Source organism: Achromobacter anxifer (genome assembly GCF_903652925.1).
Taxonomy (GTDB): Bacteria; Pseudomonadota; Gammaproteobacteria; order Burkholderiales; family Burkholderiaceae_B; genus Achromobacter; species Achromobacter anxifer.
The window spans coordinates 1,121,969-1,147,041 of sequence record NZ_CAHLAR010000001.1 but is presented as its reverse complement, the minus strand read 5'-3'; the positions used below and the strand labels follow the sequence as shown (position 1 = coordinate 1,147,041).

At 68.9% G+C, this 25,073-nt stretch carries 25 protein-coding genes and 1 pseudogene; 14 read left to right on the top strand and 12 right to left on the bottom strand.

What is annotated here, in order from left to right:
* Positions 1–6: 6 nt before the first annotated feature.
* Positions 7–888: pseudogene (locus HWY37_RS05235) on the bottom strand (LysR family transcriptional regulator); the annotation flags it as partial.
* A 204-nt stretch (positions 889–1,092) separates the two neighbouring features.
* Here HWY37_RS05235 and HWY37_RS05230 point away from each other — a divergent pair.
* Together HWY37_RS05230 and HWY37_RS05225 are read left to right on the top strand one after the other, a co-directional pair.
* Complete coding sequence (locus tag HWY37_RS05230; protein WP_246302199.1) at positions 1,093–1,425, top strand: SEL1-like repeat protein; 333 nt, start codon at positions 1,093–1,095, stop codon at positions 1,423–1,425.
* Positions 1,422–2,192: a sulfite exporter TauE/SafE family protein gene (locus HWY37_RS05225; protein ID WP_176088042.1), complete on the top strand. Its 771-nt coding sequence runs from the start codon at positions 1,422–1,424 to the stop codon at positions 2,190–2,192. The genes HWY37_RS05230 and HWY37_RS05225 overlap by 4 nt, the downstream gene beginning before the upstream one ends.
* 79 nt (positions 2,193–2,271) lie before the next feature.
* Here the strand turns inward: HWY37_RS05225 and HWY37_RS05220 are convergent, their stop codons facing one another.
* Both HWY37_RS05220 and HWY37_RS05215 read right to left on the bottom strand, forming a co-directional pair.
* Positions 2,272–3,087, bottom strand: a complete 816-nt coding sequence (locus HWY37_RS05220; RefSeq protein WP_176088041.1) for an SDR family NAD(P)-dependent oxidoreductase — start codon at positions 3,085–3,087, stop codon at positions 2,272–2,274.
* A 182-nt stretch (positions 3,088–3,269) separates the two neighbouring features.
* Positions 3,270–3,419 carry a hypothetical protein gene (locus HWY37_RS05215; RefSeq protein ID WP_175208564.1) on the bottom strand — a complete coding sequence of 50 codons (150 nt, stop codon included), beginning with the start codon at positions 3,417–3,419 and terminating at the stop codon, positions 3,270–3,272.
* Positions 3,420–3,656: 237 nt separating this feature from the next.
* On the opposite strand from HWY37_RS05215, the gene HWY37_RS05210 reads away from it, so the two are divergent.
* A complete protein-coding gene (locus HWY37_RS05210) occupies positions 3,657–3,989 on the top strand; it encodes a hypothetical protein (RefSeq protein WP_175208563.1) in 333 nt (110 codons plus the stop codon).
* Between the two features lie 37 nt (positions 3,990–4,026).
* Here HWY37_RS05210 and HWY37_RS05205 read toward each other — a convergent pair whose 3' ends face one another.
* Positions 4,027–4,563: a GNAT family N-acetyltransferase gene (locus tag HWY37_RS05205; protein ID WP_176088040.1), complete on the bottom strand. Its 537-nt coding sequence runs from the start codon at positions 4,561–4,563 to the stop codon at positions 4,027–4,029.
* A gap of 7 nt (positions 4,564–4,570) precedes the next feature.
* Positions 4,571–5,143: a helix-turn-helix domain-containing protein gene (locus tag HWY37_RS05200; RefSeq protein WP_176088039.1), complete on the bottom strand. Its 573-nt coding sequence runs from the start codon at positions 5,141–5,143 to the stop codon at positions 4,571–4,573.
* Between the two features lie 109 nt (positions 5,144–5,252).
* Between HWY37_RS05200 and HWY37_RS05195 the strand changes: the two genes are divergently transcribed.
* The 6 genes from HWY37_RS05195 to HWY37_RS05170 all read left to right on the top strand — a co-directional run bounded on the left by HWY37_RS05195 (position 5,253) and on the right by HWY37_RS05170 (position 10,691).
* Positions 5,253–6,794 (top strand): phospholipase D family protein, encoded by a 1,542-nt coding sequence (locus tag HWY37_RS05195; protein ID WP_281371980.1) that lies wholly within the window; start codon positions 5,253–5,255, stop codon positions 6,792–6,794.
* A gap of 6 nt (positions 6,795–6,800) precedes the next feature.
* On the top strand, positions 6,801–7,472 hold the full coding sequence (gene alkB / locus HWY37_RS05190; protein ID WP_246302189.1) for a DNA oxidative demethylase AlkB: 672 nt from the start codon (positions 6,801–6,803) through the stop codon (positions 7,470–7,472).
* 95 nt (positions 7,473–7,567) lie between these two features.
* The gene (locus HWY37_RS05185; protein WP_175208560.1) at positions 7,568–8,560 is read left to right on the top strand and encodes a formylglycine-generating enzyme family protein; all 993 of its coding nucleotides are present in this window, start codon (positions 7,568–7,570) and stop codon (positions 8,558–8,560) included.
* 66 nt (positions 8,561–8,626) lie between these two features.
* The gene (locus HWY37_RS05180) at positions 8,627–9,436 is read left to right on the top strand and encodes an AraC family transcriptional regulator (protein WP_175208559.1); all 810 of its coding nucleotides are present in this window, start codon (positions 8,627–8,629) and stop codon (positions 9,434–9,436) included.
* Positions 9,437–9,530: 94 nt separating this feature from the next.
* Positions 9,531–9,899: a cupin domain-containing protein gene (locus HWY37_RS05175; RefSeq protein WP_176088038.1), complete on the top strand. Its 369-nt coding sequence runs from the start codon at positions 9,531–9,533 to the stop codon at positions 9,897–9,899.
* Between the two features lie 45 nt (positions 9,900–9,944).
* A complete protein-coding gene (locus HWY37_RS05170) occupies positions 9,945–10,691 on the top strand; it encodes an SDR family oxidoreductase (RefSeq protein WP_176088037.1) in 747 nt (248 codons plus the stop codon).
* A gap of 10 nt (positions 10,692–10,701) precedes the next feature.
* Here HWY37_RS05170 and HWY37_RS05165 read toward each other — a convergent pair whose 3' ends face one another.
* Complete coding sequence (locus HWY37_RS05165) at positions 10,702–11,220, bottom strand: MgtC/SapB family protein (protein ID WP_176088036.1); 519 nt, start codon at positions 11,218–11,220, stop codon at positions 10,702–10,704.
* A 159-nt stretch (positions 11,221–11,379) separates the two neighbouring features.
* Between HWY37_RS05165 and HWY37_RS05160 the strand changes: the two genes are divergently transcribed.
* Entirely contained in the window at positions 11,380–12,153 is a 774-nt protein-coding gene (locus HWY37_RS05160; RefSeq protein ID WP_176088035.1) for an SDR family oxidoreductase, read from the top strand.
* A 64-nt stretch (positions 12,154–12,217) separates the two neighbouring features.
* Here the strand turns inward: HWY37_RS05160 and HWY37_RS05155 are convergent, their stop codons facing one another.
* Complete coding sequence (locus HWY37_RS05155; protein WP_175208554.1) at positions 12,218–12,907, bottom strand: HAD family hydrolase; 690 nt, start codon at positions 12,905–12,907, stop codon at positions 12,218–12,220.
* 154 nt (positions 12,908–13,061) lie between these two features.
* Between HWY37_RS05155 and acnA the strand changes: the two genes are divergently transcribed.
* Positions 13,062–15,692 carry an aconitate hydratase AcnA gene (acnA, locus tag HWY37_RS05150; RefSeq protein ID WP_176088034.1) on the top strand — a complete coding sequence of 877 codons (2,631 nt, stop codon included), beginning with the start codon at positions 13,062–13,064 and terminating at the stop codon, positions 15,690–15,692.
* Positions 15,689–16,585: a GntR family transcriptional regulator gene (locus HWY37_RS05145; protein WP_175208552.1), complete on the top strand. Its 897-nt coding sequence runs from the start codon at positions 15,689–15,691 to the stop codon at positions 16,583–16,585. Before acnA ends, HWY37_RS05145 begins: the two co-directional genes overlap by 4 nt.
* Before the next feature lie 25 nt (positions 16,586–16,610).
* Here HWY37_RS05145 and HWY37_RS05140 read toward each other — a convergent pair whose 3' ends face one another.
* The 4 genes from HWY37_RS05140 to HWY37_RS05125 all read right to left on the bottom strand — a co-directional run bounded on the left by HWY37_RS05140 (position 16,611) and on the right by HWY37_RS05125 (position 20,968).
* Entirely contained in the window at positions 16,611–19,073 is a 2,463-nt protein-coding gene (locus HWY37_RS05140; protein ID WP_176088033.1) for a TonB-dependent receptor, read from the bottom strand.
* Between the two features lie 96 nt (positions 19,074–19,169).
* Positions 19,170–20,132: a FecR domain-containing protein gene (locus tag HWY37_RS05135; RefSeq protein WP_176088032.1), complete on the bottom strand. Its 963-nt coding sequence runs from the start codon at positions 20,130–20,132 to the stop codon at positions 19,170–19,172.
* Complete coding sequence (locus HWY37_RS05130) at positions 20,129–20,647, bottom strand: sigma-70 family RNA polymerase sigma factor (RefSeq protein WP_176088031.1); 519 nt, start codon at positions 20,645–20,647, stop codon at positions 20,129–20,131. The genes HWY37_RS05135 and HWY37_RS05130 overlap by 4 nt, the downstream gene beginning before the upstream one ends.
* 78 nt (positions 20,648–20,725) lie before the next feature.
* Positions 20,726–20,968, bottom strand: a complete 243-nt coding sequence (locus HWY37_RS05125; RefSeq protein WP_175208548.1) for a hypothetical protein — start codon at positions 20,966–20,968, stop codon at positions 20,726–20,728.
* Between the two features lie 268 nt (positions 20,969–21,236).
* Between HWY37_RS05125 and HWY37_RS05120 the strand changes: the two genes are divergently transcribed.
* Positions 21,237–23,342, top strand: a complete 2,106-nt coding sequence (locus HWY37_RS05120; RefSeq protein ID WP_175208547.1) for a PTS sugar transporter subunit IIC/EAL domain-containing protein — start codon at positions 21,237–21,239, stop codon at positions 23,340–23,342.
* On the opposite strand, the gene HWY37_RS05115 is transcribed toward HWY37_RS05120, so the two are convergent.
* Positions 23,335–24,195 carry a prohibitin family protein gene (locus HWY37_RS05115; RefSeq protein WP_175208574.1) on the bottom strand — a complete coding sequence of 287 codons (861 nt, stop codon included), beginning with the start codon at positions 24,193–24,195 and terminating at the stop codon, positions 23,335–23,337. The two genes, HWY37_RS05120 and HWY37_RS05115, sit on opposite strands and share 8 nt — an antisense overlap.
* A 308-nt stretch (positions 24,196–24,503) precedes the next feature.
* On the opposite strand from HWY37_RS05115, the gene HWY37_RS05110 reads away from it, so the two are divergent.
* Positions 24,504–24,962, top strand: a complete 459-nt coding sequence (locus HWY37_RS05110) for an anti-virulence regulator CigR family protein (RefSeq protein WP_176088030.1) — start codon at positions 24,504–24,506, stop codon at positions 24,960–24,962.
* The last annotated feature ends 111 nt before the right edge of the window (positions 24,963–25,073 follow it).

The following is a 25,073-nucleotide window of genomic DNA, read 5'->3' as shown; positions in this document are numbered from 1 at the left end:
CAGTCCCGGGGCATCGCGCAGCGCGTACTCGACCAGCTCCGCCGCATACGCCGGCAGCGCATCGCGCACGCACAGCACGAGGTCGCGCACGGCCCAGTCGTCCGCCAGCGCCACGCGCCGCACGCCGGCGGCCCGGCCGTAGCGCGCCGCGGCCACGCGCGGCACGATGGCGATGCCCACGCCCTGCCCCACCATCCGGCACACGGCGTCGAAGCTGCGCAGGCGCACCCGGTACGACAAGGCCCTGCCGCCGCGACGCGCATGATGCGCGATATGTTCCTGCAAGGCGCTGCCCTCGACCAGCCCGACGAATTCCTGGTCGGCCACGTCCGCCAGCAGCACCGCCTGGCGGCCCGCCAGAGGATGGTCGGGCGGCACGATCAGCGCCAGGGGATCGTGCCGGAAGGTCACGGTGCGCAGGCCCTGCAGGTCGGCGGAGTCGGCCAGCACGCCTATGTCGCAGGCCCCTGCGCGCAGCGCGTCGGCGATCTCGTGGCTCAGGCGCTCTTCCAGGTCCACGGAAACGCGGGGGTGGTCCTTGAGAAACGCGCCCAGCACCGGCGGCAGGTATTCGCTCAGCGCCGTGGTGTTGCACAGCACGCGCACATGCCCCTTCAGGCCGTGCCCGTAGTGATCCAGTTCGCCGCGCATGCGGTCCATCTGCGCCAGCACCACGCGCGCATGGTGCGCCAGCGTGCGGCCAGCGGGCGTGGGCTCGACGCCGCGCGGCTCGCGCAGCAGGAGCGGCACGCCCAGCGTGTCCTCCATGCCGCGGATGCGCTCGCTGGCCGACGCCAGCGTCATGTGGGAACGCCGGGCCCCGGCCGTGATGGAGCCGGTTTCCTGCACATTGAGGAAGAGCCGCAGATCGGTCAGGTCGAATCGCATGCGAAAAGCGTAGCACGGCCATCCTCAGGCTGTGCCATAGGCCTGCTACGCGAGATCCCGATGCGGGTTCAAGGGCCCTGGAGACGACAATGAAATCCCTGCCCTTTTCACCCGGGAAAAACCATGGAAACCTTGAAACCGCGCCACGCCCCGCCCCAATGGCCCGCGCTGGCCCTGCTGGTCCTTAGCCTGCATGGCTCAGGCATGGCCGTAGCCGGCGGCCTGGACCCGCACACCACGCCCGCGCAGAAGTACGCGCTGGCGCTGGAAGCCCAGACCCAGGGCGACTATGCGGCCATGGCGCAGTGGCTGCGCGCCGCCGCCAGCGACGGCCACGCGCCCGCGCAGCGCATGCTGGGCATCGCGCTGCTGGGCGGCCCGGCGCTGTACGGCGACTCGGTGCGCGCCGACCTGTGCGAAGCGCGGCGTTGGCTGCTGCGCGCCGCGCGCCAGGACGATGCGGGCGCGGGCGATGTGGCCTATGCCTTGTTCGGCCGCCCCCGCGGCAGCCTCACCGCCCATTGCGAGCCGGCATGAGTCTCACGGATCTGTTTCCCGGCGGCACGCCCGCCCTGCTCGCAGTCACCGTGGCGGTGTTCATCCTGGCCGGCGTGGTCAAGGGCGTGGTCGGCCTGGGGCTGCCCACCATTTCCATGGCCATGCTGGCGCTGGTCATGGCGCCCGCCCAGGCCGCCGCCCTGCTGATCGTGCCGTCCCTGATCACCAATCTGTGGCAGGCCCGGCCCTGGGCCACGCTGCCCCAGGTGCTGCGCCGCGTCGCCTGGATGCAGGCGGGCATCTGCGTAGGCACGATAGCCGGCGCGCTGTGGCTGGGTCCGCCTTCCGGGCACTGGGCCAGCGTCAGCCTGGGGATCGCACTGGTGGCCTACGCCGCCTGGGGCCTGTTCGGCTCGCCGCCCAATCCGCCGCAACGCCGCCAGGGACTGGTGGGCGCCGCCGTCGGCGTCATCACCGGGGTGATCACCGCGGCGACCGGCGTGTTCGTGATTCCCGCCGTGCCCTATCTGCAAGCCCTGAACCTCGGCAAGGACGGCCTGATCCAGGCCATGGGCATCTCGTTCACCGTATCGACCGTGGCGCTGGCGGCCGGTCTGGGCCTGAATGGCGGCTACACGCTGGAAGCCGCCGGCTCGTCCGTGCTGATGCTGCTGCCCGCGCTGGCCGGCATGGCCCTGGGCCAATGGCTGCGCGGCAAGATGTCGGCCCTGGCGTTCAAGCGCTGCTTCATGGTGAGCCTGGCCGTGCTGGGCGCCTACCAGGCGGTGCAGGGCTGGACGGCCTAGCCGCTGGCGTTCGCGGCGTTACACCTGATGCTCGTCATCGAGCGCCAGACGCCAGCCATCGAGCGCCTGGCGCGCGCCCTCACGCGGCCAGGCGCCTTTCGTCCACGAAGCCGATGGACACGGACATCTCGCGCCAGCGCGCCAGCTCCTGCTGCACCGACTGGATCTTGGCGCGCGCCTGGTCGAAGGCGTCGCGCCCCAGGAACAGGTGCAGGGGCGCGTACTGCGCCTCGGCCGCGTTGATCAGCGCCCGCGCCATCTTGGCCGGATCGCCGTCCGCTTCACGCGCCTGCGCATTGCGCGCCGCCCGTTCTGGCGCCTCCGCGCCGTCCGCGGCGCGCTGCGCGCCGGGATACACCAGCGACACGCGAATGCCGAAGGGCGCGGCCTCGGCGGCCAGCGCCTCGGTCAGGCCGCTGACGGCGAACTTGGCTGCGCTGTAGGCGCCCCAATCGGCGCGGCCGCCGTCAAAGCCCAGGATGGACGAGATATTGAACACATGCCCGCCGCGCTGCGCGCGCATGCGCGGCAGCGCCGCGCGTATCACGTTCAGCGTGCCGAACACATTGATGTCGAAGGTGCCGCGCAGCTCCTCGTCGGGCAGGCTGTCGAGCGCGCCGCGCAGCCCATGGCCGGCGTTGTTCACCACGACGTCCAGGCCGCCGAAAGCCGTCACGGCGGCGTCCACCGCGCGCTGCACATTGCGCGCATCCGCCAGATCCACCGTCAGGGGCAGGAACTGGCCGTCGAGCTTGGCGCCGACCGCGTCCAGCAGCGCGTCGCCGTCGCGCGCCGTGGCCGCCACCTTGTGCCCCGAGTCCAGCAGCATCTTCACCAGGACCAGGCCCAGCCCTGCCGACGCGTCCGTCACCAACCAGATTTTTGCGGTATCCATGCGATTTCCTTCCCTTGCGTACAGCGCCGGCAACGCGCCCGGCAGCGTGGCCGAAGCCGCGCGCCCGCTATCGGCGCGCAACTTCAAACCTGGAAAGGATGGTAAGAATCAGGAGCCCGCGCGTACAGGCTCGTTCTTGCGTGAATCCTGCCTATTCCTGCAACGCTGTGTTCCGCGCCCGTTCAGCCCAGCGCGCTGCGGTAGTGCTCGCTGTCGAAGCTGGGCGCGCTTGCCGCCGGCGGCGCGGCCGGCGCCTCGTGCGCCGTGCCCGGCGTGTCCACGCCAAAAAGAGAGAGTTCCGCGTTGACCAATGCCAGTATGAAATTTGCCATGATGACTCCTTGGATATCGCGTCCGGACCGGCGCGGGCTGCGCGGGTCTTATAGAGGACATGGCAGCCATGGTGCGGGCGCGGACGCGCGCCGTCCATTTGCTTTGTTCAATGGCGCCGATTGACGGCATGCAAGCCGGGAGGCGTCCCGGCCAGGAATGGCGGATAATCCGGTATTGCCCGCGGCGCCGCGGGCATGGCAATTTTCCGGGCCATGCGCCCGCATTCGGAGTCAGTCATGCATCGCGGTATCGAGGCGATCGAAAAATTCATGGAATCCATCGGCCTGGCATGGCGCCCCGGCTCGACCGAACGCGCCGAACTGAAGGTCAGCTACCGCATCGGCAACACCCGGCCGCTGGGCATAGACCGCACGCTGGTGGAATTCCACTGCGACGCCAAGCGCGCCAAGGTCTGGGTGCCCGAATTCTCGCGCACCAGCTTCCACCAGTGGTTTGAAGTGCCCTACCAGGAATTCGAGTTCACCTCCGGCGGCTCGATGCTGAAGATCAAGGCTCCCGCCCGCGGCAACGCGCCGCCCTACAGCGTGGGCATCAAGCCGCTGGCCTGAGCCCAGCCTGCCGCCGCCTGCGGGGCGGCGGCGTCCATTACAGCTGCTTGTACATGATGGTCGTGCCGTGCAGCTTGGCGGCATCGTGCGGATCGCGGCTGAATCCCGGTATCACCCCCACGACCTGGTAGCCCTGCGACACGTACAGCGGCTCGGCGCTGTCGCCAGTGCGCGTGTCGAGCGTGATCAGGCTGCGGCCCTGGCGCACCGCCATGGCTTCCGCTTCCGCCAGCAGCGCGCGGGCGATGCCGCGGCGGCGGAAATCCGGATGCACCAGCAGCTTGCGCACCTCGGCGCGATGCGGCTGATTGGGCGGCGTGTCCCAGTCCAGCTGCACCGCGCCTGCGATGCGGCCGTCCTGCCGCGCCACCCACAGCGCCGCCTTGCCCCCGGCGACGGCCGGCAAGACCTTGGCGCGCCAGAAGGCCTGCGCGTCCTCCTGCGAATACGGCAGCACGAAGCTGACGCTGGCGCCGCCATGCACGCAGGCATGCAGCAGTTCGCCCAGCTCGGGCACGATGGCGCCGGCGACGTCGGCCGGCAGGAGGATCAGTTCGGGATTCGGATGGGACATGGCGGGTTCAGACGATGAAGAGCAGGTAGCGGGCGCCGCTATGCGGCGGGGTTGAGAATTCGCTGGCACCGAGCAACTGGTAGCGCAGGCAATCGCCGCGGGACAGGCGGTACGCCTGCCCGTCGACGGTGATCACCAGTTCGCCTTCCAGCATCAGCAGATGGTGTTCGAGCCCGGGCCGCGGCGAACGGTCGTAGGCAATGCGCGCGCCGGCCGCCAGTTCGCAGGCCAGCACCTCTCCCGCCAGCTGCTGCGCGGGCGGAGACACCGAACGGCGGCGAAAGCCCGCGCTGTCGTCGATCCACACGGCCTGCGCCTGCTCGGGCACCAGCGGCAGGAAGTCGTCCTCGACCATCAGCATCAGGCGCGACATGGTCAGGCCGTAGGCGGCGCACAGCTTGCCCAGGGCGCTGGCGGTGGGGCTGACCTCGGCGTTTTCCAGGCGGGACAAGGTGGCGCGGCTGAGGCCGGCGCGGGCGGCCAGCTCGTCCAGGGACCAGCTGCGCTCCAGGCGCAGCGCCTTGAGCCGGCCTGCGATGCGGCGGTCCAGATCGGCGTCGGGGATGATTTGATTTTCCATATTAGAGAATTTCTCTCAAATACGGAAAATCGTCAAGCCCCCTCTGGCGGAATGCCGCTCAGACAGGGGCGGCTCCAGCCCGCGCCGCGATTTCGGCACAATACGGGACATGCACCTGGCCAAACCCCTGATGATGACCGCCCTTTGCCTGAGCTTCCTCAGCGGCTGCGGCTTGCCGCCGCTCAACAACCGCAGCGAATCCCGCGCCCTGACGCCCGAAGCGGCGCAAGACACCCCGCTGGGCCGGGCCATCGCGCCCATGGCGGTAGCCCACCCCGGCAAGTCCGGCATCCACCCCCTGCCCGACGCCTACGACGCATTCGCCGCCCGCATGCTGCTGGCGCGCGCGGCCGAGCGCAGCCTGGACGTGCAGTACTACATCTGGCACAAGGACATGACCGGCACCATGCTGCTGGAAGCCCTGCACGCGGCGGCCGACCGCGGCGTGCGGGTGCGCCTGCTGCTGGACGACAACGGCACCTCCGGGCTGGACCGGGAGCTGTCGGCGCTGGACGCGCACCCGAACATCGAAGTGCGCCTGTACAACCCCTTCGTGCTGCGCTGGCCCAAGCCCCTGGGCTACGTGACGGACTTCAGCCGCCTGAACCGCCGCATGCACAACAAGTCCTTCACCGCCGACAACCAGGCCACCATCATCGGCGGCCGCAACGTCGGTGACGAATACTTTGGCGCAGCCAGCGGCGTGCTCTTCACCGACCTGGACGTGCTGGCCATCGGCGCCGCGGTCAATGAAGTGTCGACGGACTTCGACCGCTACTGGGCCAGCGACTCGGCCTATCCGGTGGATCGCCTGCTGAAAAAGCCCGAGCCTGGCGAACTGGACGCGCTGGAGCAGAGCGCCGTCCGCGTCGAGCATTCGCCCGAAGCCGCCGCCTACGCCGAAGCGATGCGCAAGCTGCCCTTCATCCAGCAGCTGCTGCGCGGCGAATTGACGCTGGAATGGGCCGACACGCGCATGGTCAGCGACGACCCGCGCAAGACGCTGGGCACCGCGCCGCCCGAGGCCATGCTGCCGCACCAGCTGCACGAAATCCTGGGCACGCCCTCCAGTGAGCTGGACCTGGTGTCGCCCTACTTCGTGCCCACGGCCGTCGGCACCCAGGCCTTCGCGCAGATGGCGCAAAGCGGCGTCAAGGTCAAGGTGCTGACCAACGCGCTCGAAGCCACCGACGTGGCGGTGGTGCATTCCGGCTACGCCAAGCGCCGCAAGGACCTGCTGGCCAGCGGCGTGCAACTGTACGAAATGAAGCGCATGGGCGAGGTCGAGCACAACAAGAGCATGGGCCCCTTCGGCAGCTCCGGCTCCAGCCTGCACGCCAAGACCTTCGCCGTGGACGGCCAGCGCATCTTCGTCGGGTCCTTCAACTTCGATCCGCGCTCGGCCAAGCTGAACACCGAACTGGGCTTCGTCATCGACAGCCCCACGCTGGCCGGCCGCATCGCCCAGGCCTTCGAGCGCGACATCCCCAATACCGCCTACCGCGTCTGCCTGGACGACAAGGGCCAGCTCTACTGGCTGGAACAGCGCAACAGCGAGACCATCCGCCACGACACCGAACCCGGCACCACGGTCTGGCAGCGCCTGTCGGTCTGGTTCGTGTCCCTGCTGCCGCTGGAGCCCCTGCTGTAGGCTGACATGGCGACCAACCTGGACCTCTTCGGCGACCACGACGACGGCGCCGGCGCCGCGCAAGGCGGACGCATCCTGCTGGGCCCGCAAGCCATGGTGCTGCGCGGCTATGCCTTGCCCGTGGCCGAGGCGCTGCTCGCCGGCGTCGACGCCGTGGCGGCGCAGGCGCCCTTCCGCCACATGGAAACGGCAGGCGGCTACACCATGTCCGTGGCGCTGACCAACTGCGGCCAGCTGGGCTGGACCAGCGACGCTCGCGGCTATCGCTACACGCGCACCGATCCGCAATCCGGCCTGCCCTGGCCCGACATGCCCGAGGCCTTTCTGCGGCTGGCCCGGGATGCCGCGGCCGAGGCCGGCTTCCCCGGCTTCGAGCCCGATGCGTGCCTGGTCAACCGCTACGAGCCTGGGTCCCGCCTGTCATTGCACCAGGACAGGAACGAGCGCGACTACGGCGCGCCCATCGTGTCCGTCTCGCTGGGCATGCCGGCCATGTTCCTGTTCGGCGGCGACCAGCGCACGGACAAGGCCAGCCGCACGCCGCTGTTCCATGGCGACGTGGCGGTCTGGGGCGGCGTCGACCGGCTGCGCTACCACGGCATCATGCCCATGAAGGACCTGCCGCATCCGCGGCTGGGCAGCCGGCGCATCAACTTCACCATCCGCAAGGCCGGCTGAATCCTGGCCTGCGGCATGAGGGTTCCCCTCTACTGGCCGCCCGGACGCGGCCGCTCTACTATTGCGCACCCTCATGCCTCGCCTGCCGGATTCCCATGCGCACACGCTCTGCCTTGGCTTTGCTCTGTACCCTGGCTTCAACCTCCGCCTGGTCCGGCGAAGCGCCGGCCCGGCTGGAAAATTCGCTGGGCATGAGCTTCGTGCTCGTGCCCGCCGGCACCTTCCAGATGGGCAGCGATGAAGCGCCCGAAGCGCTGGCGCGCGACTATCCGCACTACCCCGCCGACCGCTATGCCCAGCTGTCCGACGAGGCGCCGGTCCATACCGTGCGCATCACCCGTCCGTTCTACCTGGAACGCACCGAAGTCACCGTGGGCCAGTTCCGCCGCTTCATCGAAGCCTCCGGCTACGTGCCCGAATCGGAGGCCGACGGCACCGGCGGCTATGGCTACAACGCGCAATACGATCCCGACAAGTCCGAACGCGGCGACGCCTTCGAAGGCCGCGACCGCCGCTATTCCTGGCGCAACCCCGGCTTTGCGCAGGGCGACGACCATCCCGTCGTCAACATCAGCTGGAACGACGCCACCGCGCTGGCGCGCTGGCTGACCCAGACCGAGGGCAAGGTCTACCGCCTGCCCACCGAAGCCGAATGGGAATACGCCTGCCGCGCCGGCGCGCGCACCCGCTACCAGAACGGCGACGATCCCGCCGCCATGCCCGACGTGGGCAATGGCTTCGACGCCGATGCCGCGCCCTACTGGCCCAAATGGCAGACCTACGCCTCGGCCCGCCACGACGGCCATGCCTTCACCGCGCCGGTCGCCAGCTACGCGCCCAACGCCTTCGGCCTGTACGACATGCACGGCAACGCCTGGGAATGGGTCTCGGACTGGTACGGCGAGGACTATTACGCGCAATCGCCCGTGGACGATCCGCAAGGCCCGGCCACGGGCAACGTGCGCGTGCGGCGCGGCGGTTCCTGGCATACCTGGGCGCTGTACACGCGCGCCTCCTACCGCAACTGGAACACGCAGGAAACGCGCTATCCGCTGGTCGGCATGCGGCTGCTGCGCGAGGCGGATTGAGGCGGAGCCGCGGCCGCCGGGGCAAGGCCTAAAATGGCTGCAAGCACGATCTCGACCTAGCCCCTCATGCCTTCCACCACGCCGAAGCAGGACTGGATATTGCGCGCCGCGCCCTCGGGCCAGCTGGAGCGCATCGAGGCCTATTTCGGCGGGCTGGGCTACGGCATGCACCGCCACGACACCTATGCCATCGGCCACACGCTGGCGGGAGTACAGAGCTTCCATTACCGCCGCGGGCTGCGGCACAGCCTGCCCGGCGGCACCATCGTGCTGCATCCCGACGAGATCCACGACGGCCAGGCGGGCACCGATGCCGGCTTTCATTACCGCATGATCTATGTGGAGCCCGCACTGATCCAGCAGGTCCTGGGCGGCCAGCCGCTGCCCTACATCGCGGGCGGCATCTCGGCGGATCCCCGGCTGCGCGCGGCCAGCACGAGATTGCTGCGGGACACGCATGACCTCGTCGACCCGCTGCTGGAAGACGACGCGCTGTACGAGCTGAGCCATGCCCTGTGCGCCGCGGCCGGCGGCAAGCCGACGCGCCGCCGCCCCGACTACGCGGCGGCCGAGCGCGCGCGGCAGTACATCCATGCATCGCTCGAACAGCCCATCACGCTGGAACAGTTGTCCAACGCCGCGGGCACGGACCGCTGGAGCCTCTCGCGCGACTTCCGCGCGCTGTTCGGCACCAGCCCCTACCGCTATGTGATGCTGCGCCGCCTGGACCAGACGCGCCGCCTCATCGCCGCGGGCATGCCGCTGGCGCAGGCCGCGGCCGCTGCCGGCTTCACCGACCAGAGCCACCTGACGCGCCGCCACGTCGAGACCTACGGCATGCCGCCGGACCGCTGGCGCCGGATGCTGCGCCTCTGAACCGCGGGCGCCAAAAAGCTGCACGATCGTACAAGACGGCGCGAACGCGGCCTTCTATCCTGAAGCTTGCTCAATTCTTTCCGGACAAGCCGCCATGCCCGATATCCGCGCCATCAACTTCGCCGACAAACTGGCGCTGATCTCCGACCACTGGATGCCCCGGGTCGTCGCCGAAATGAACGACTACCAGTTCAAGCTGGTGAAGATCCAGGGCGAGTTCATCTGGCACAGCCATGCCGACACCGACGAGACCTTCATCGTCATCGAAGGCCGCCTGCGCATCGCGCTGCGCGACGGGCACATCGACCTGGGGCCGGGCGAAATGGCCGTCGTCCCCAAAGGCGTGGAGCACAAGCCCTGCGCGCCCGAGGAAGTGAAATTGCTGCTGATCGAGCCGCGCGGCGTGCGCAACACCGGCGACCAGGGCGGCGATCGCAGCGCGCCGAACGACGTCTGGATCTGAACCCGGCGGCCTTCTGCTAAGGTGCAGGACCACAAGGAGCCAGCCATGTCCAAAATCATGCTTGTCACCGGCGGCGGCCGCGGCATCGGCGCCGCGGTCGCGCGCCTGGCCGCCCGGCGCGGCTACGCGGTAGGCGTCAACTACCGGTCCGACGCGGACGCCGCCAATGCGGTCGTCGCGGACATCGTGCGCGGCGGCGGCCGCGCCGTCGCGCTGCAGGCCGACGTCTCGCAAGAAGACCAGGTGCTGCGCATGTACGGCGAGCTCGACCGGCAGCTGGGCCGCATCGACGCGCTGGTCAACAACGCCGGCATCCTGGAACGGCAGATGCGCGTGGACGAAATGAGCGCCGAGCGCCTGCTGCGCGTGCTGTCCACCAATGTGATCGGCGCCTTTTTGTGCGCCCGCGAAGCGGTGCGGCGGATGTCTCCGCGCCACGGCGGTCAGGGCGGCGCCATCGTCAACGTGTCGTCCGCCGCGGCCCGGCTTGGCTCGCCCAACGAATACGTGGACTACGCGGCGTCCAAGGGCGCGCTGGACACGATGACCATAGGCCTGTCCAAGGAAGTCGCGCCGGAAGGCATCCGCGTCAATGGCGTGCGGCCCGGCACCATCTACACCGACATGCACGCCAGCGGCGGCGAGCCGGGCCGCGTCGACCGCCTCAAGGGCGCGATCCCGCTGCGCCGCGGCGGCACCGTGGACGAAGTGGCAGGGGCCGTGATGTGGCTGTTCTCGGACGAGGCCGGCTACACCAGCGGCTCCTTCATCGACGTGTCGGGCGGCAGCTGAGGCGCCGGCCCTACTTGACGCCTGAAGCGATGACCTTGTGTTCGTGGCGCGCGGCGATGCGCGCCTCGACGCGCCGCAACACGGCCAGCACGAACAGCGCCATCAGAGTGCTGACCACGGCGGTGGCCTCGCGCCCCATGCCCGCCGCCACGCCGATCGCGGCCGTCATCCAGATGCCGGCCGACGTGGTCAGCCCGCGGATCTCGCGCTCGTCGCTCAACTTGATGATAGCGCCCGCCCCCAGGAAGCCAATGCCGGCGATCACGCCTTGCAGCACCCGGCTCAAGTCGCCGACCTCCATGCCGCCTTGCAGCGGCACCAGCACGAAGATCGCCGCGCCCAGCGCCACCAGCATATGGGTACGCAGCCCGGCGGCCTTGCCGCTGCGCTCGCGCTCGTAGCCCAGCAGGCCGCCCAGCAGCATGGCCACGCTCAGCCGCAGCACGATGCGGGTCGCCTCGCCCACGTCGGGGATGTCGGCAAACTCGCTGCGCGTGGTGGACCAGATTTCCAGCCAGATTTCCGCCATCGCCGTCTCCTTGCGGTCAGGGGTCGAGCCAGCATAGCAGCCGGCGCGCCCATGCCGCCCTGCCGCGCACGCACTGGCACATATCGGCACAACTGGTTTACAACCAAGCTGGCGTGCGGCGGCACCGCGCACGGACGACGACAAAAACGGGAGGAGTTCATGGATTTGCAGCTGGACGGTAAACGCGTGCTCATCACGGGCGCATCCAAGGGCATAGGCCTGGCCTGCGCCCTCGCCTTCGCGCGCGAAGGCGCCGAACCGATACTGGTGGCGCGCGACGATGCGGCGCTGCGCGCGGCCGCCGACGCGATACGCGAGCAGACCGGCAGGCAGGCCCGGGCCGTCACGCTGGACCTGGCGCAGCCCGGCGCGGCGGAACGCCTGAGCCAGGAAGCGGGCGACATCGACATCCTGGTCAACAATGCCGGCGCCGTGCCCGGCGGCGCGCTCGACCAGGTACAGGAAGAGCGCTGGCGCGCCGGCTGGGAACTGAAGGTGCACGGCTACATCAGCCTGGCGCGCCACTACTACCCGCGCATGCGCGAGGCCGGCGCGGGCGTCATCGCCAACATCATCGGCATGGCGGGCTCGGCGCCGCGCGCCGACTACATCTGCGGCGCGGCGGCCAATGCCTCGCTCATCGCCTTCACCCGCGCCCTGGGCGGAGATGCGCCGCGCCACGGAGTGCGCGTGTTCGGCGTGAATCCTTCGCGCACCCGCACCGACCGCGTGCTGACCCTGGCGAAGCAGCGCGCGCAGGCTCGCTGGGGCGACGAAAACCGCTGGCAGGAAACGCTGTCGGACCTGCCCTTCGGCCGCCTGATGGAACCCGATGAAGTCGCCGACATGATCGTGTTCGGCGCCTCGCCGCGCGCCGGCTACCTGAGCGGAACGGTGATAGACCTGGATGGCGGCGAGCAGTACGCGCGCTGAAATCCGCGCGGCGCGCGGCGCGCGGGCGGCAGGCCTGGGCCTGCGCGCCCTGGAAAGCAGAGCCCTAGCTGGCCAGCTTCCAGGCTGCCAGCAGCGCCGGCAGTTGCTTCATGTCGGTGAACACGTGGGCCACGCCCACGTCGCGCAAGGCCTCGGCGCCGCTATGGCCGTTGGCGTCCGGGCTGTAGCCGAACACCGTGGCGCCGGCTGCCACGCCCGCGGTGGCGCCGGTCACCGTGTCTTCCACGATGGCGCAGCGGCCGGGCTCCACGCCCAGCGCCAGCGCGGCCGCCAGGTACACGTCGGGATAGGGCTTGCTGCGCGGCATTTCATGGCCGCTGAAGACGCGCTCGCGGAAGCAGTCGGCGATGCCGACCTTGGCCAGCTGCAATTCCACCTTGCGGCGGTCCGCGCCCGAAGCGACCGCGATGCGGCCGTCCAGCGCCACGTGCAGGGCCCGCACCGCGTCAGGCGCGCCCGGAATCTCGAGCAAGTCACGGTCCAGCGCGGCATTGCGGCGCTGGCGGAACTGGTCGAACCAGTCCGGCGTGATCTTCGCGCCCGTGCGGGACTCGATCAGCGGCAGTTCGTCCCTGACCGCCTTGCCCGTGAAGATCTGCATGGTTTCCGCATGCGTGATGCCCCAGCCCAGTTCATTGAGCATCTCGGTCAGCACGCGGCTGGTGATGGGTTCGGAATCGACCAGCACGCCGTCGCAGTCGAACAGCACGGCATCGAAGGGGAAATCAGTCATTGCAGGCAACTTCGGAGTGTCCATGAAGCGGGTAAGCATACTGCAAGGCTACCCGCTGTCCCTGGAGGACCAGCGGCAGCGCTGGCGTTCTGCTCCATACGCCCCCTATTCTTCTTAATTGCATTTTAATAATCCAATATGCAAAATAGCGGCCATGGATACGACCACCGCCGCCCCTCTTCGCGCCAGCTTCACGCTGGACGGCGTCCGCCACACCTGCGCCGACCTGCCCGGCACGTACGGACCTGAGTACTTCCGCCTGCCCGTGGTGCTGCGGCTGCTGCTGGAAAACGCAGTGCGCAACATGCAGGACGCGGAGCGCGATGCCGCGGTGGCGGCACTGTTCGGCTGGCTTGAGCACGGCACCAGCGAAGCCGAGATCGCCTTCCAGCCGGGGCGCGTGCTGATGCACGACACCACCAGCACGCCCGCGCTGGTGGACATCGCCGCGATGCGCGACGCGCTGGCCGAAGCCGGCGTCGATCCCGCCGCGTTGAATCCGGTGCTGCCGGTGGACGTGTCGGTGGACCATTCGCTGGCGGTGCAGGCCTATGGCCGCCCCGACGCCGCGGCGCAGAACCTGGAACTGGAGCTGCGCCTCAACGCGGAGCGCTACCGCTTCCTGCGCTGGGCCTCCAAGGCCTTGTCCAATGTGCGCATCCATCCGCCGGGCACCGGCATCATGCACACCATCAACCTCGAACAGCTGGCCACCGTGGTCTGCGAACGGGCGGGCCCGGACGGCATCGCGCTGCATCCGGACATGATGATAGGCACCGACAGCCACACGCCCATGATCAACGGCATCGGCGTGCTGGGCTGGGGCGTGGGCGGGCTGGAGGCGCAGACCGTGATGTTCGGCATGCCCACGCTGCTGCGCATTCCCGACGTGATCGGCGTGCGCCTGAGCGGCGCCCTGGCGCCGGGCGTGACCGCAACCGACCTGGCGCTGACCGTGACCCAGCGCCTGCGCGAAATCCAGGTGTCCGGCGAGTTCGTCGAGTTCTACGGGCCGGGCGTGGCCGCACTGTCGGCCGGCAGCCGCTGCGTGGTGGCCAACATGGCGCCGGAGTACGGCGCCACGACCGGCTACTTTCCGATCGACGCGGCCACGCTCGACTATCTGCGCCAGACGGGCCGCCCGGAGTCGCTGATCGCGCGGGTACGGGCCTACGCCGAACGCGCCGGCATTGCCTACGACCCGGCCGCCGCGCCGCGCTATACCCGCGTGGTCGAGATCGCGCTGGACCAGGTGCAGATGCACGTGGCCGGCCCCAGGCGGCCGCAGGACCTGCATCCCTATAGCCACACCCGGCGCATCCTGGCGGAGCTGCCGTCCGCCCCCGCTGCCGGCGGTACCCTGCCGCGCCACGCCATCGCCATCGCCGCCATCACCAGCTGCACCAACACCTCGGACCCGCGGCTTCTGACGGCGGCCGGCCTGCTGGCCCGCAAGGCGCGCCAGGCCGGCCTGCGCGTGCCCGCCTGGGTGAAGACGTCGCTGGCTCCGGGTTCGCCCGCCGCCGCCGCATACCTGGGTCGCGCCGGCCTGCTGCAAGACCTGGCCGCGATGGGCTTCGACATCGTGGGCTACGGCTGCACCACCTGCATCGGCAATTCCGGCCCGCTGCCCGCGGCGGTGTGCGAGGCCATGGCGGCGGGCTCGGTGCATCCGGTAGCGGTGCTGTCCGGCAACCGCAACTTCGCGGGCCGCATCCATCCCGACCTGGACCTGGGCTTCCTGATGTCGCCGGCGCTGGTGATCGCCTACGCGCTGGCGGGCGACGCGGAGCGCGACCTCAGCTGCGAGCCGGTGCAGACCGCGCCCGACGGTCGTCCCGTCTACCTGCGCGAACTCTGGCCCGACGACGCCGACATCGACGCCGCGCTGGCCGCCGGCCAGCAGCCGGCCGACTACCGCAGCGCCTTCCAGGCGGCCAGCGCCAACCCCGTCTGGCAGGACCTGCAATCGCCCGACACGGCGCGCTTTCCCTGGAACCCCGCCTCCAATGCGCTGCGCCGCCCGCCCTTCGCCGGCGCCGGCGAATCCAGCCAGCTGGGCCGCTATGCCGCGCATCCCTTGCTGGTGCTGGGCGACGACGTGACCACCGACCACCTGTCTCCCGCCAGCGCCATTCCGCCCGACAGCCCCATCGCCGACTTCCTCGTCGAGCGTGGCGAGGACCGCGGCGACCTCAACGTGTTCGCCTCGCGCCGCGGCAACTGGCAGGTCATGATGCGCGCGGCGTTCTACAGCAAAAGCCTGGTCAACCTGCTCTGTCCCGACGCCCCCGTGGGCCACACGCTGCACGCGCCCAGCGGCAGGGTGGAGTCGATCTGGGAGGCCGCCGGCCGCTACGCGCGCGCCGGACAGGCCGTGGTGCTGGTGGCGGGCGAACGCTTCGGCACCGGGTCCTCGCGCGACTGGGCCGCCAAGGGCCAGCGCCTGCTGGGCATCCGCGCGGTGCTGGCGGTCAGCTTTGAACGCATCCATCGCTCCAACCTGATCGGCATGGGCATCCTGCCGCTGCGCCTGCCCGAGGGCGTCACGCCCGCCACGCTGCGGCTGCGGGCGGGCGACCGGATCGAGGTCGACGCCCAGGCCGCGGCGCTGACGCCGCGCGGGTCCGTGGCGGTGCGCATCCTGCGCGCGGACGGCGCGGCCGATGCGCTGCGCGCCACAGCCGCGGTCGAGACCCGGCTGGAAATCAGACTGCTGCGCCTGGGCGGCGTGATTCCCGCTATCCTCTCGGACACCATCAATCCGGCCGCCCGCCGCCCATGAGCGCCCAGACCAATACCGTCACGAAAATCCTGGCCCTGATCAGGGAAGACCGCCTGCCCGCGGGCGCGCACCTGACCGCGCAGAAAATCGCCGACCGGCTGCGCCTGTCGCGCTCGCCCGTCAACGACGCGCTGGGCGTGCTGGAACAGCGCGGCGTGGTCTCGCGCAAGCCCAATCGCGGCTACTTCCTGGAACAGGACCACGCCACGTTGGCGGACGACGGCGAGGACGCCGCGCCGCCGTCCGTGGACGACATCGTCACGCACGCCTATTTCCGGCTGGCCGACGAACTGCTGCGCGGCGAACTGCCCATGCAATGCAGCGAGGCCTTGCTGCGCGCGCGCTACGCGCTGACGGCGGCGCAGACCCAGGCCCTGCTGGGACGCATCGCGCAAGAAGGCTGGGGCCAGCGCAGGCCCGGCTACGGCTGGGAATTCTCGTCCATGATGACCACGCCGGACAGCCTGCTGCAGTCCTATCGGCTGCGGCTGGCGCTGGAGCCGGCGGCGCTGCTGGAACCTGGCTATCGCATCGACAGGCAGGTGCTGGCGCGCTGCCGCGCGGCCGAACGGCATCTGCTGGATGGCGGCATCGCCACCGATACCGCGGACCAGCTGCACGAACGCGGCGTGCGCTTTCACGAATCGCTGGTGGAAGCCTCGGGCAATCCCTTCTTCATCGACGCCATCAAGCGCGTGAACCGCGTGCGCCGCCTGCTCTCGTACCGCTCGATGCAGGACCGCAGCCGCTACCGCCAGCATTGCGACCAGCACCTGGCCATCCTGGATCTGCTGGAACGCGAACGCAACGCAGAGGCCGCCGAGGCGCTGGCCAGCCATCTGCGCAGCACGCTGGACAACCTGGCCCGCATCAGCGGCCTGCTCGCGTCCTAGTCCAGGCGCAGGCGGTGGCGCCGGGTCAGAAGTCCATCGACGCCGACAACATCACGGTGCGCGGCACGCCCTGCGAAATCGTGCCGTACGAGGCCACGCCCGACCAGTAAGCGCGGTTGAACACGTTGACCACATTCGCCCGCAGCGTGACGTCCTTGCCGTAGACCTTGGTGGCATAGCGCGCGCCCAGGTCGAAGGTGGTCCACGACGGCACCGACTGCGTGTTGGCCTGGTTGATGTATTCGCTGCCAGTGTGGATCACGCTGCCGGTCAGGGTCAGGCCCGCGACCCAGGGCGTATCCCATTCCGCGCCCAGGTTGACCGATACCTTGGGCACGCCCACCGGTCGGTTGCCCACCACGGCGCTGTTGCCCGCGCGCGTCAGCTCCGCGTCCAGCAAGGTCACCCCGCCCAGCAAGCGCAGCCCCCGCCACGGTTCGCCGGCCAGATTCAGTTCCAGGCCGCGGTTGCGCTGCTCGCTGTCCGCGCCGTACACGCCGTTGGTCAGCTGGCCGCTGGGCTTGGTGATCTCGAAGGCGCTCAGGGTCAGCATGGCGCTGTCCAGGTCCACCTTCACGCCCACTTCCTTTTGCCTGGCCTTGTAGGGTTTGAAGACCTGGCCCGCGTTGGACGCGGTGGCGGGCGCCACGTCGTCCTTGCTCAGGCCTTCGATGTAGTTGGCGTACAGCGAGACGTTGCTCCAGGGCTTGATGACGATGCCCGCCAGCGGCGTGGTCGCGCTTTCGTCGTAGCTGACGGTGCGCGCGCCGGTGGCGGGGTTGAAATTGCGGGATTGGATGCGTTGCTGGCGCAGCCCCAGGGTCAGCTGCGCGCGCTCGTCCAGGATGCTGAGCGTATCGGCCAGCGCCAGGCCGGAAAGATCCGACGAGGAAATCTTGGGCACGTTGGCGGGCGCCGGGATGTACTGCTGCGGCCGCGTGACCGGGTGGTAGATGTTGGAAGTCAGCGGCGTGCCCGCCACGCTGGCCTGCAGATTCCGGTCGCTGTACAGGCTGCCCATGAAACTGATGGCATGGCGCACCGGCCCCGTGTCCAGCTTGGCGCGCAGCCCTGCGTTGTAGGTGCTGCGGTTGACCTCGAACCTGAAGTTGTTCGGCGTGACGACCGTGTCGCCGGCCGCGTTGACGATGGTGGGCGTCTGGTCCGACAGGCGCGCCACGCTGGTGTCCGAGCCGCCCGCGTCGGCGAATACGGTCAGGCGGTCGCTGATGTCGTATTCCAGGCGCAGCAGCGCCGACTGCCCATCTGACTGCCACCAGCCCCAGGGCTGGGTGGCATTGCGCCGGCCGTCCGCCGCCTGCGGCACGTCGATGCCGGCCGCCACCAGGAAAGGCCGCGTGGGCGCGTCGATCTTTTCATTCTGCACCAGCAGATCCAGCGAGGCGCGCAGCCGCTCGCCCTGGTAGTCCAGCGACAAGGCACCGATGTCGGTGCGCGAATACAGATTGTCCAGCGGCGTATCGCCCTTGCGGTGCATGCCGTTGACCCGCACGCCCCATTCGCCGTCCTTGCCAAAGCGGCGGCTCAAATCCGCCCGCGCGCCGAATTGCGAGTCGCCCACGTAGTCGGCGGAAACGCGGCTCAGGTCCTCGGGCAAGGCCCGTTTGGGCACCATGTTGATCACGCCGCCGACGCCGCTGTTGGGCGACATGCCGTACAGCAGCGCCGCCGGCCCTTTCAGCACTTCGACCCGCTCGATGTAGTCGGTGAAGACGTGATAGTTCGGCGCGACGCCATACACCCCGTCAAACGCGATCTCGCCCAGATTGCCTTCGCCTATCGGAAAGCCGCGGATGTAGAACGAATCCGTCACGCCGCCTATCTGCCCGGTGAAGCGCACCGATGGTTCGACATTCAAGGCATCGGCCAACGTCACCGCCTGGCGGTTCGCCAGCAGGTCGGACGTGTAGCTGGTGACGTTGAACGGCGTGTCCATCACGTCGCGGTTGCCCAACAGCCCCAGGCGTCCGCCACGCGCCACCTGGCCGCCCTCGAACTCGGCGGGCAAGGCGTAGGGCGCGGCGACGGCGCCGGCCACGGTGACGGCCGGCAGCATGGTCGCCGACTCATCCGGCGCCGGCAGCTTGCGCAAGGAATAGGCGCCCCCGCCCTGCTCCGACAGGGCATAGCCCGAACCGGACAGCAGGCGCGCAAAGCCTTCCTTCACGGTGTAGGCGCCGTCCAGCCCATCGCTGCGCATTCCCGACACCATGGCCGGATCGAAGGACAGCGGCACGCCGGCGGCGGCAGCGAAGCGGGCCAGCGCGTCGCCCAGGGAACCCGCTGGAATCGAATAGGACTTGCGGGCCGTGGCGCTGACGGCATCGGCGGCCATCGCCGGCAGCGCCGCCGCGGACGCCGCCAGCAGCGCCAGGCCCATGCCGGCTGCCCGCGCCATTGCCGCCAGCGGCGGCAGGACGGCTGCGCGGCGGGCCGGACGCGGCGAACGGGAGTATCGGGAAACCATGGAACTATCCTTCGTAGGGGTCGGGGTGGCGCGCGGTTCGCGGCGATTCACCCGGTACACCGGACGAAGCGGAAAAAAGTGTCAGTCCATCGGCGATTAATTTGTAACTCCGCTGCCCGGCGTCACCGTCGCCCAGTACGGCGTGACGCGGCTTACGGTCACGGGCAGGGTTTTCTCCAGCAGGCGCAGGCTGGCATCGATGTCGTTCAAGGGGAAGGCTCCCGACACGCGCAAATCCGCCACCGCCGGATCGCAACGCAGCACCCCGCGGCGATAGCGTCCCAGCTCATCGACCAGATCGGCCAGCCGCCAATCGCGCACGGCAAGCATGCCCTGCTCCCATGACGCCTCCATCGCGTCCGCCGGAACCTGGGGCCCGGTCTCCCGGCGATTGAAGACGGACTGGCGCCCGGCCGGCAGCACCTGGCTGGCGTCCGGCGAGGCTCCGGGCCGGATCTCCACCGCGCCCTCGAACACCGCCACGCGCACGGCGCGCCCTTCGTCGCGCACCATGAAGCGCGTGCCGAGCGCGCGTATCGCGCCTTGCGAGGTCTGGACGATGAAGGGGCGATGCAGCTGCGGCGAGTCCCTGCCCGTCGTCAACAGGATTTCACCCGCCCGCAGCCACAGCGTGCGCTGCTGCGCGGTGTACTCGATGTCCACGGCGCTGGCGGTATTGAGCACCAGCTGCGTGCCATCAGCCAGCTTCATGCGGCGCTGCTGCCCGGTCGCCGTGCGCGCATCGGCGCTCCATTCCCGCCAGGGCAGCTCGCGCCAGCCCAGCCAGGCCGTGGGACCAAGAACCAGCAGGCCGGCCAACGCTCGCACGGCCTGGCGGCGGCGCGGACGATCCAGCCGCCGCAAGGCGTCGCCAGCGACGCGGGACGGAACCTGTCCGAATCCGCGCAGCATTTCCTCGGCCCGCTGCCAGGCCGCGGCATGGGCCGCGCTGCGCCCGCGCCAGCGTTCGAAGGCCGCGTGGTCCGATGACGACAGGGACTCGGATTGGAAGCGCACCAGCCAGCCGGCCGCCTCCTCCAGGATGGCGGGATCGATCACGCGTCGGCCTGGCTGGCGATCAGGCACGCGGTCAGCGCGGCCTGCATGTGGCGCTTGACGGTGGACAGCGACACGCCCAGGCCCTGCGCGATCGCGTCGTAGCCCAGGCCGTCGAATTGGGACATCAGGAAAATCTCGCGCGTCCTGGCGGACAGCGTCCGCAATGCCGCGTCGATGGCGCGCAGGGTTTCCAGGATCAGGGCGCGCGCTTCCGGCGACGGCGCCTGTTGATCGGGCAGCAGCGCGACCGCGGCCAGATAGGCCTCTTCGACCGCGCGGCGGCGCCAATGGTCCACCACCAGGCCCTTCGCGATGTGGGTCAGCAGCGCGCGCGGCTCGGCGCCTGTCTCCGTTCTGCGCCGCCCGGCCATGAGCCGCACGAACGTATCGTGGGCCAGGTCCGCCGCGTCAAAGGAATTGCCCAGTTTTCTGCGCAGCCAGACCGACAGCCAGCCATGGTGCTCGCGATAGAGTTGCGTGACGTTGTCGGCGGGGAGGGAATCGGGCGGAGGCAAGGCGCACCTGGCGATAGAATGCAAATAGGAACCGTTTGCATTCTATCGCATCCGACGCCGGACCAGGGGCCGCGCCGGCTAGTAATCCATGGGGACGTGGCTTTGCGCCGCCCGCAGTTCCTGTATGTGGCGTTCGGCCTCTTCTCGTTCGACGGCGGGTGGCAGGGGCCGCCAGCCCACCATGTTGCCGGGTGTTTTCATCGGCATCCAACCCAGCACGCTGTACAGCGTGATGGCAGTGCATCCTGTGTCGTATCGCGTTTCGTAATAGCCCTGCCGATCCGGCTTGGTATCGCCGGACGTCCAATCCAACTGAGACATCCATGTCTCCTCATTCTGAAGCTTGTGGCCCCGCGCCATAGGCGCGCCGCCGCTCGATCGTATAGCGGCGCCGCGCGCCTGTACTGTCACCTTGCGCCCGCTTTGCAATTCTTGATAGAGGGGAATCCCTGAGATTCTGTCAGCGGCCGCATGCGGAAGCGGGATCGCAATTGCTAAACCGGGAAAAGTGCGGCTAGGATGTGGCAAAAGATTTTTACAAACACGGAAGCGGTGATAGTCGCTTGCACGGAACACAGGGCGAACCGCCATGCCGAAACTGGCCTTGATGCGCTCTCCGAAAGACCGCTTGACCGCGCTGGCGAGCGCCAGCTCCCTGCGCGCCATCCGCGAAGGCCTGCTGTGGACCATGCCCTGCCTGCTGGTCACGGCGCTGTTCCTGGTCCTGTCCGTCATCGCCCGCCAGCTGGGCCTGCCCGCCGCCGTGGTCGAATTGCTGACCGAGGTCCACGACAAGCTCGCGGGCATCATGCCGGTGCTGGTCGGCACGTCCATCGGCTACATGCTGTCGTTCCGCCACCGCGTCCCGCATCTGCCCACCGCCTTTCTGTGCCTGTCGTACGTGGTGATCGCCGAGGGCCTGATGGCGCCCTACCCGCAGGCGGCCGTCACCCTGGTGCTGTTCATCGCCATCGTTTCGCCCCTGCTGACCGTGCCCCTGATGGCGTGGCTGCACCGCCGCCGCTGGTCCCACCTGGCGCCTGACGGGCTGATCAGCGAGAACGTCCGCGACACGCTGAACATGGTCGTGCCGGGCCTGGTGGCGGCCGGCCTGGTCGTGCTGGCGCTGTCCGCCGCGCTGCGGATTCCCGCCGTCGCGCAATTCAACATCCCCATGAGCCTGGCCTCGCTCGATAGCCCCTTCATCGCGGGCACGCTGGTGGCGGGGCTGGATTCCCTGCTCTGGTTCTTCGGCATACACGGCTACCACGCGCTGGCGCCCCTGATGAGCGTGATGGACCAGGCGGCCATGCTGAACTCCGCCAGCGAGACGGCCGGCTACGAAGGCATGTACGCCTTGAACAGCACCTTGCTTGGAGCCTTCGTCTTCATCGGCGGATCGGGCGCGACGCTGTCGCTGGTACTGGCCATCCTGGTGTTCGCGCGCAGCGAATCGCTGCGCGTGCTGGCGCTCGCCAGCCTGCCGGTGGCGCTGCTGAACGTGAATGAAATCCTGCTGTTCGGGCTGCCCCTGATCCTCAATCCGCGCCTGCTCATTCCGTTCATCCTGGCGCCCGCGGCCAATGCCGTCCTGGCGCTGGCCGTGGTGCAGATGGGCTGGCTGCCCTCTGCCGCCACCACGTTGCCGCTGACCTCGCCGGTGCTGTTCAACGCCTATGTCGCGGCCGGCGGCAGCCTCGGCGGCGTGGTGCTGCAACTGGCGCTGGTGGCGATCGGCGCCTGCGTGTACGCCCCCTATGTGGTCGCGCTGGAGCGCCAGCGCCAGGAAAGCGCCACGGTCTATTTCAAATCGCTGGACACGACCTTTACCCGGCTACAGGAAGAATCGCTGCTGTACGCGCACGACCCCGTGGTGCAGACCTACGCCGACCGCGCGCGCCGCAATGCCGAAAACACGCGCATCCGCGCCATCAGCCAATACGATTTCCACCTGGAATTCCAGCCGCAGGTGTCGCTGCGCAGCGGCTTGTGCACGGGTTGCGAGGCCCTGTTGCGCGCCACCGGCCCCGACGGCAAGCAACAGACTCCGCTGGAATTCCTGCGCTGGTTGGCGCAGGCGGACCTGATGCGCGAGGTCGACCTGTGGGTGGCCCGGCAGGCCGTGCTGCAATGCCAGCAATGGCGCAAGCACGACTTCACGCTGCCGGTGACCATCAACGTCACGGCAGGCACGCTCACATCCGAGGACTACCTGGAAAAGTTGATCAAGGTGCTGGCGCAGGCCGGCGGGCAGGTATCGGTGGAATTGACCGAGGACGCGCTGGTGGAAGACACCCAGGCCCTGCACACCGCCTTCGACCGCCTGCATGCGATCGGCGCCCGGGTCTACATCGATGATTTCGGCACCGGCTATTCGGCGCTGAGCTATCTGCACCAGTTCGAGATCGACGCGGTGAAGATCGACCGCAGCTTCGTCAGCGCCCAGGACAGCGACAGGGGCGCGCTGGTGCTCAACGGCCTGCTGCGCTTCTGCGAAGCGCTGAACCTGCAGATCGTGGTGGAAGGCGTGGAGACGGACCAGCAGCTGACGGCGCTGGAATCCCCCGCCGAGATCATCGTGCAGGGGTGGTACTACAGCAAGGCCCTGTCGGGCGAACAGCTGATGGAATTCGCCCGCCGGCGGCAGGCCGGGCCGCCCTTGCGGGCGCAGCCCTGGCCCGCAACGCCTACTTGATGCCGATGAACGGCAGCGCCGCGTTCGGCACCTGCGTGGTCGGCAGCACGCCGTCCCACTTTTCCACGGCGTTCAAGCTCACCAGATTGGTGTTGGCGGCCAGGGCCTCGGCCTTGGCGCGGATCGCGGCAGCCTCGGCGTCGCCGCGCATGCGGATGCCGTCGGCCTCGGCCGTGAACTGCTGGCGGCGCGCATCGGCTTCAGCCTTGGCCTTGACCACCTGGATCTCGGCGTTGATCATCGCCGTTTCCTTCTGCTGGCGAGTCGTTTCGATCTGCACCTGCGCCAGCATGCGCTGTTCGATCGAGTGCTCATAGGCCTGCGAGAAACCGACTTCCTCGATCTGCACGCCCACCACCTGCACCGGCGCGCCTTCCATGGTCTTGAGCACGGCCGCGTTCACGTCCAGGCCCAGCTTCTGGCGTTCCTGGATGGCGCGCACCGCGGTGTACTGGCCGAACACGTTCTTCACCGAGTCGGGCGTCTTGCGCTCCAGCACGCGCATCTGCAGATTGCTGATGGTGCCGTACTCCGAGTACAGCTCGGCCACGTGCTCGGGCGGCACGCGGTAGGTCACCGACACGCGCAGCGTCGCCGGCTGCTGGTCGTAGCTGTAGGCTTCCAGCTTTTCAAACACGAACGTGTGGTCGCGCACCGACACCGTCATCACGTTGTCGATGAACGGAGTCTTGAAGTCCAGGCCCGGTTCCGACACGCGCACCAGCTTGCCGTTGCGCAGCACCACGCCGCGCTCGCCTTGATCGACCTGGAACCAGGAGTCGAAAGCCAGGAACAGGATCAGCAGGAACAGCACCGCCGTGATTATCGCGATCTTGAAACCGCGCGGCTTCATGTCGCCTATCGTCTTGACCATCTGGATATCTGTCGGCTTCACTTCGAATCCCTTTCTGATTTTGAACGTTTACGGTCCGAGAGCACGGCGGCAATGCCGCGAGCCAACAAGTAGGCGACCACGGCCGCCCCAACCAAGATCAGGAAATACCTCATCGCGTTCCCCCCGGAAAATAAGCAGGGGATTCTATCGCGAGTGGAAGTCAAACGAATTGTGGCGATTGTTGCAATCCCTGCGCCGTACGGCTGTGGCGTTTGCGCGGCCCCGGCGCTACGCTAGTGCTCCCGTCTCTTGCAGGATCCGACACGATGCGCAGCAAACCCTCGATGATGATTGCCACCCTCGCCTGTGCCATCGCGCTTGCCGCGCCGGCGCATGCCGCGCCTCCCGAAGGCAAGGGCAAGCCGGACCATGCCGGCCAGGGCAATGGCAATGGCAATGGCAATGGCAATGGCAAGAATAAAAGCCAGGACGGCGGCGTCAGCGTCACGCTCAGCACCGCCGGCATCACCGTTTCCACCGCGCGCGGCTACGCGGTGCAGGCGGGCGCGACCGGCTACGGTTCGTTGCCGCCCGGCATACGCAAGAACCTGGCTCGCGGCAAGCCGCTGCCCCCGGGCATCGCCAAGAAAATGGTGCCCGGCCCCATGCTGGCGCGCCTGCCCGTGCACCCCGGCTATGAATGGCGCGTCGCGGGCAATGACCTGATCCTGGTCGCCATCGCCACCGCCGTGGTCGCCGACGTACTCGCGGGCGTGTTCGACTAGGGCCGGACGCGGCCGCGCGGCGCGTAACGTTTCTAGCATCAGGCCGCACACTGTTACGTCCCTGCCGGGGACCTATCTGCTACGGTTTAGAAGCCTAGCGCCGCGGCCCTG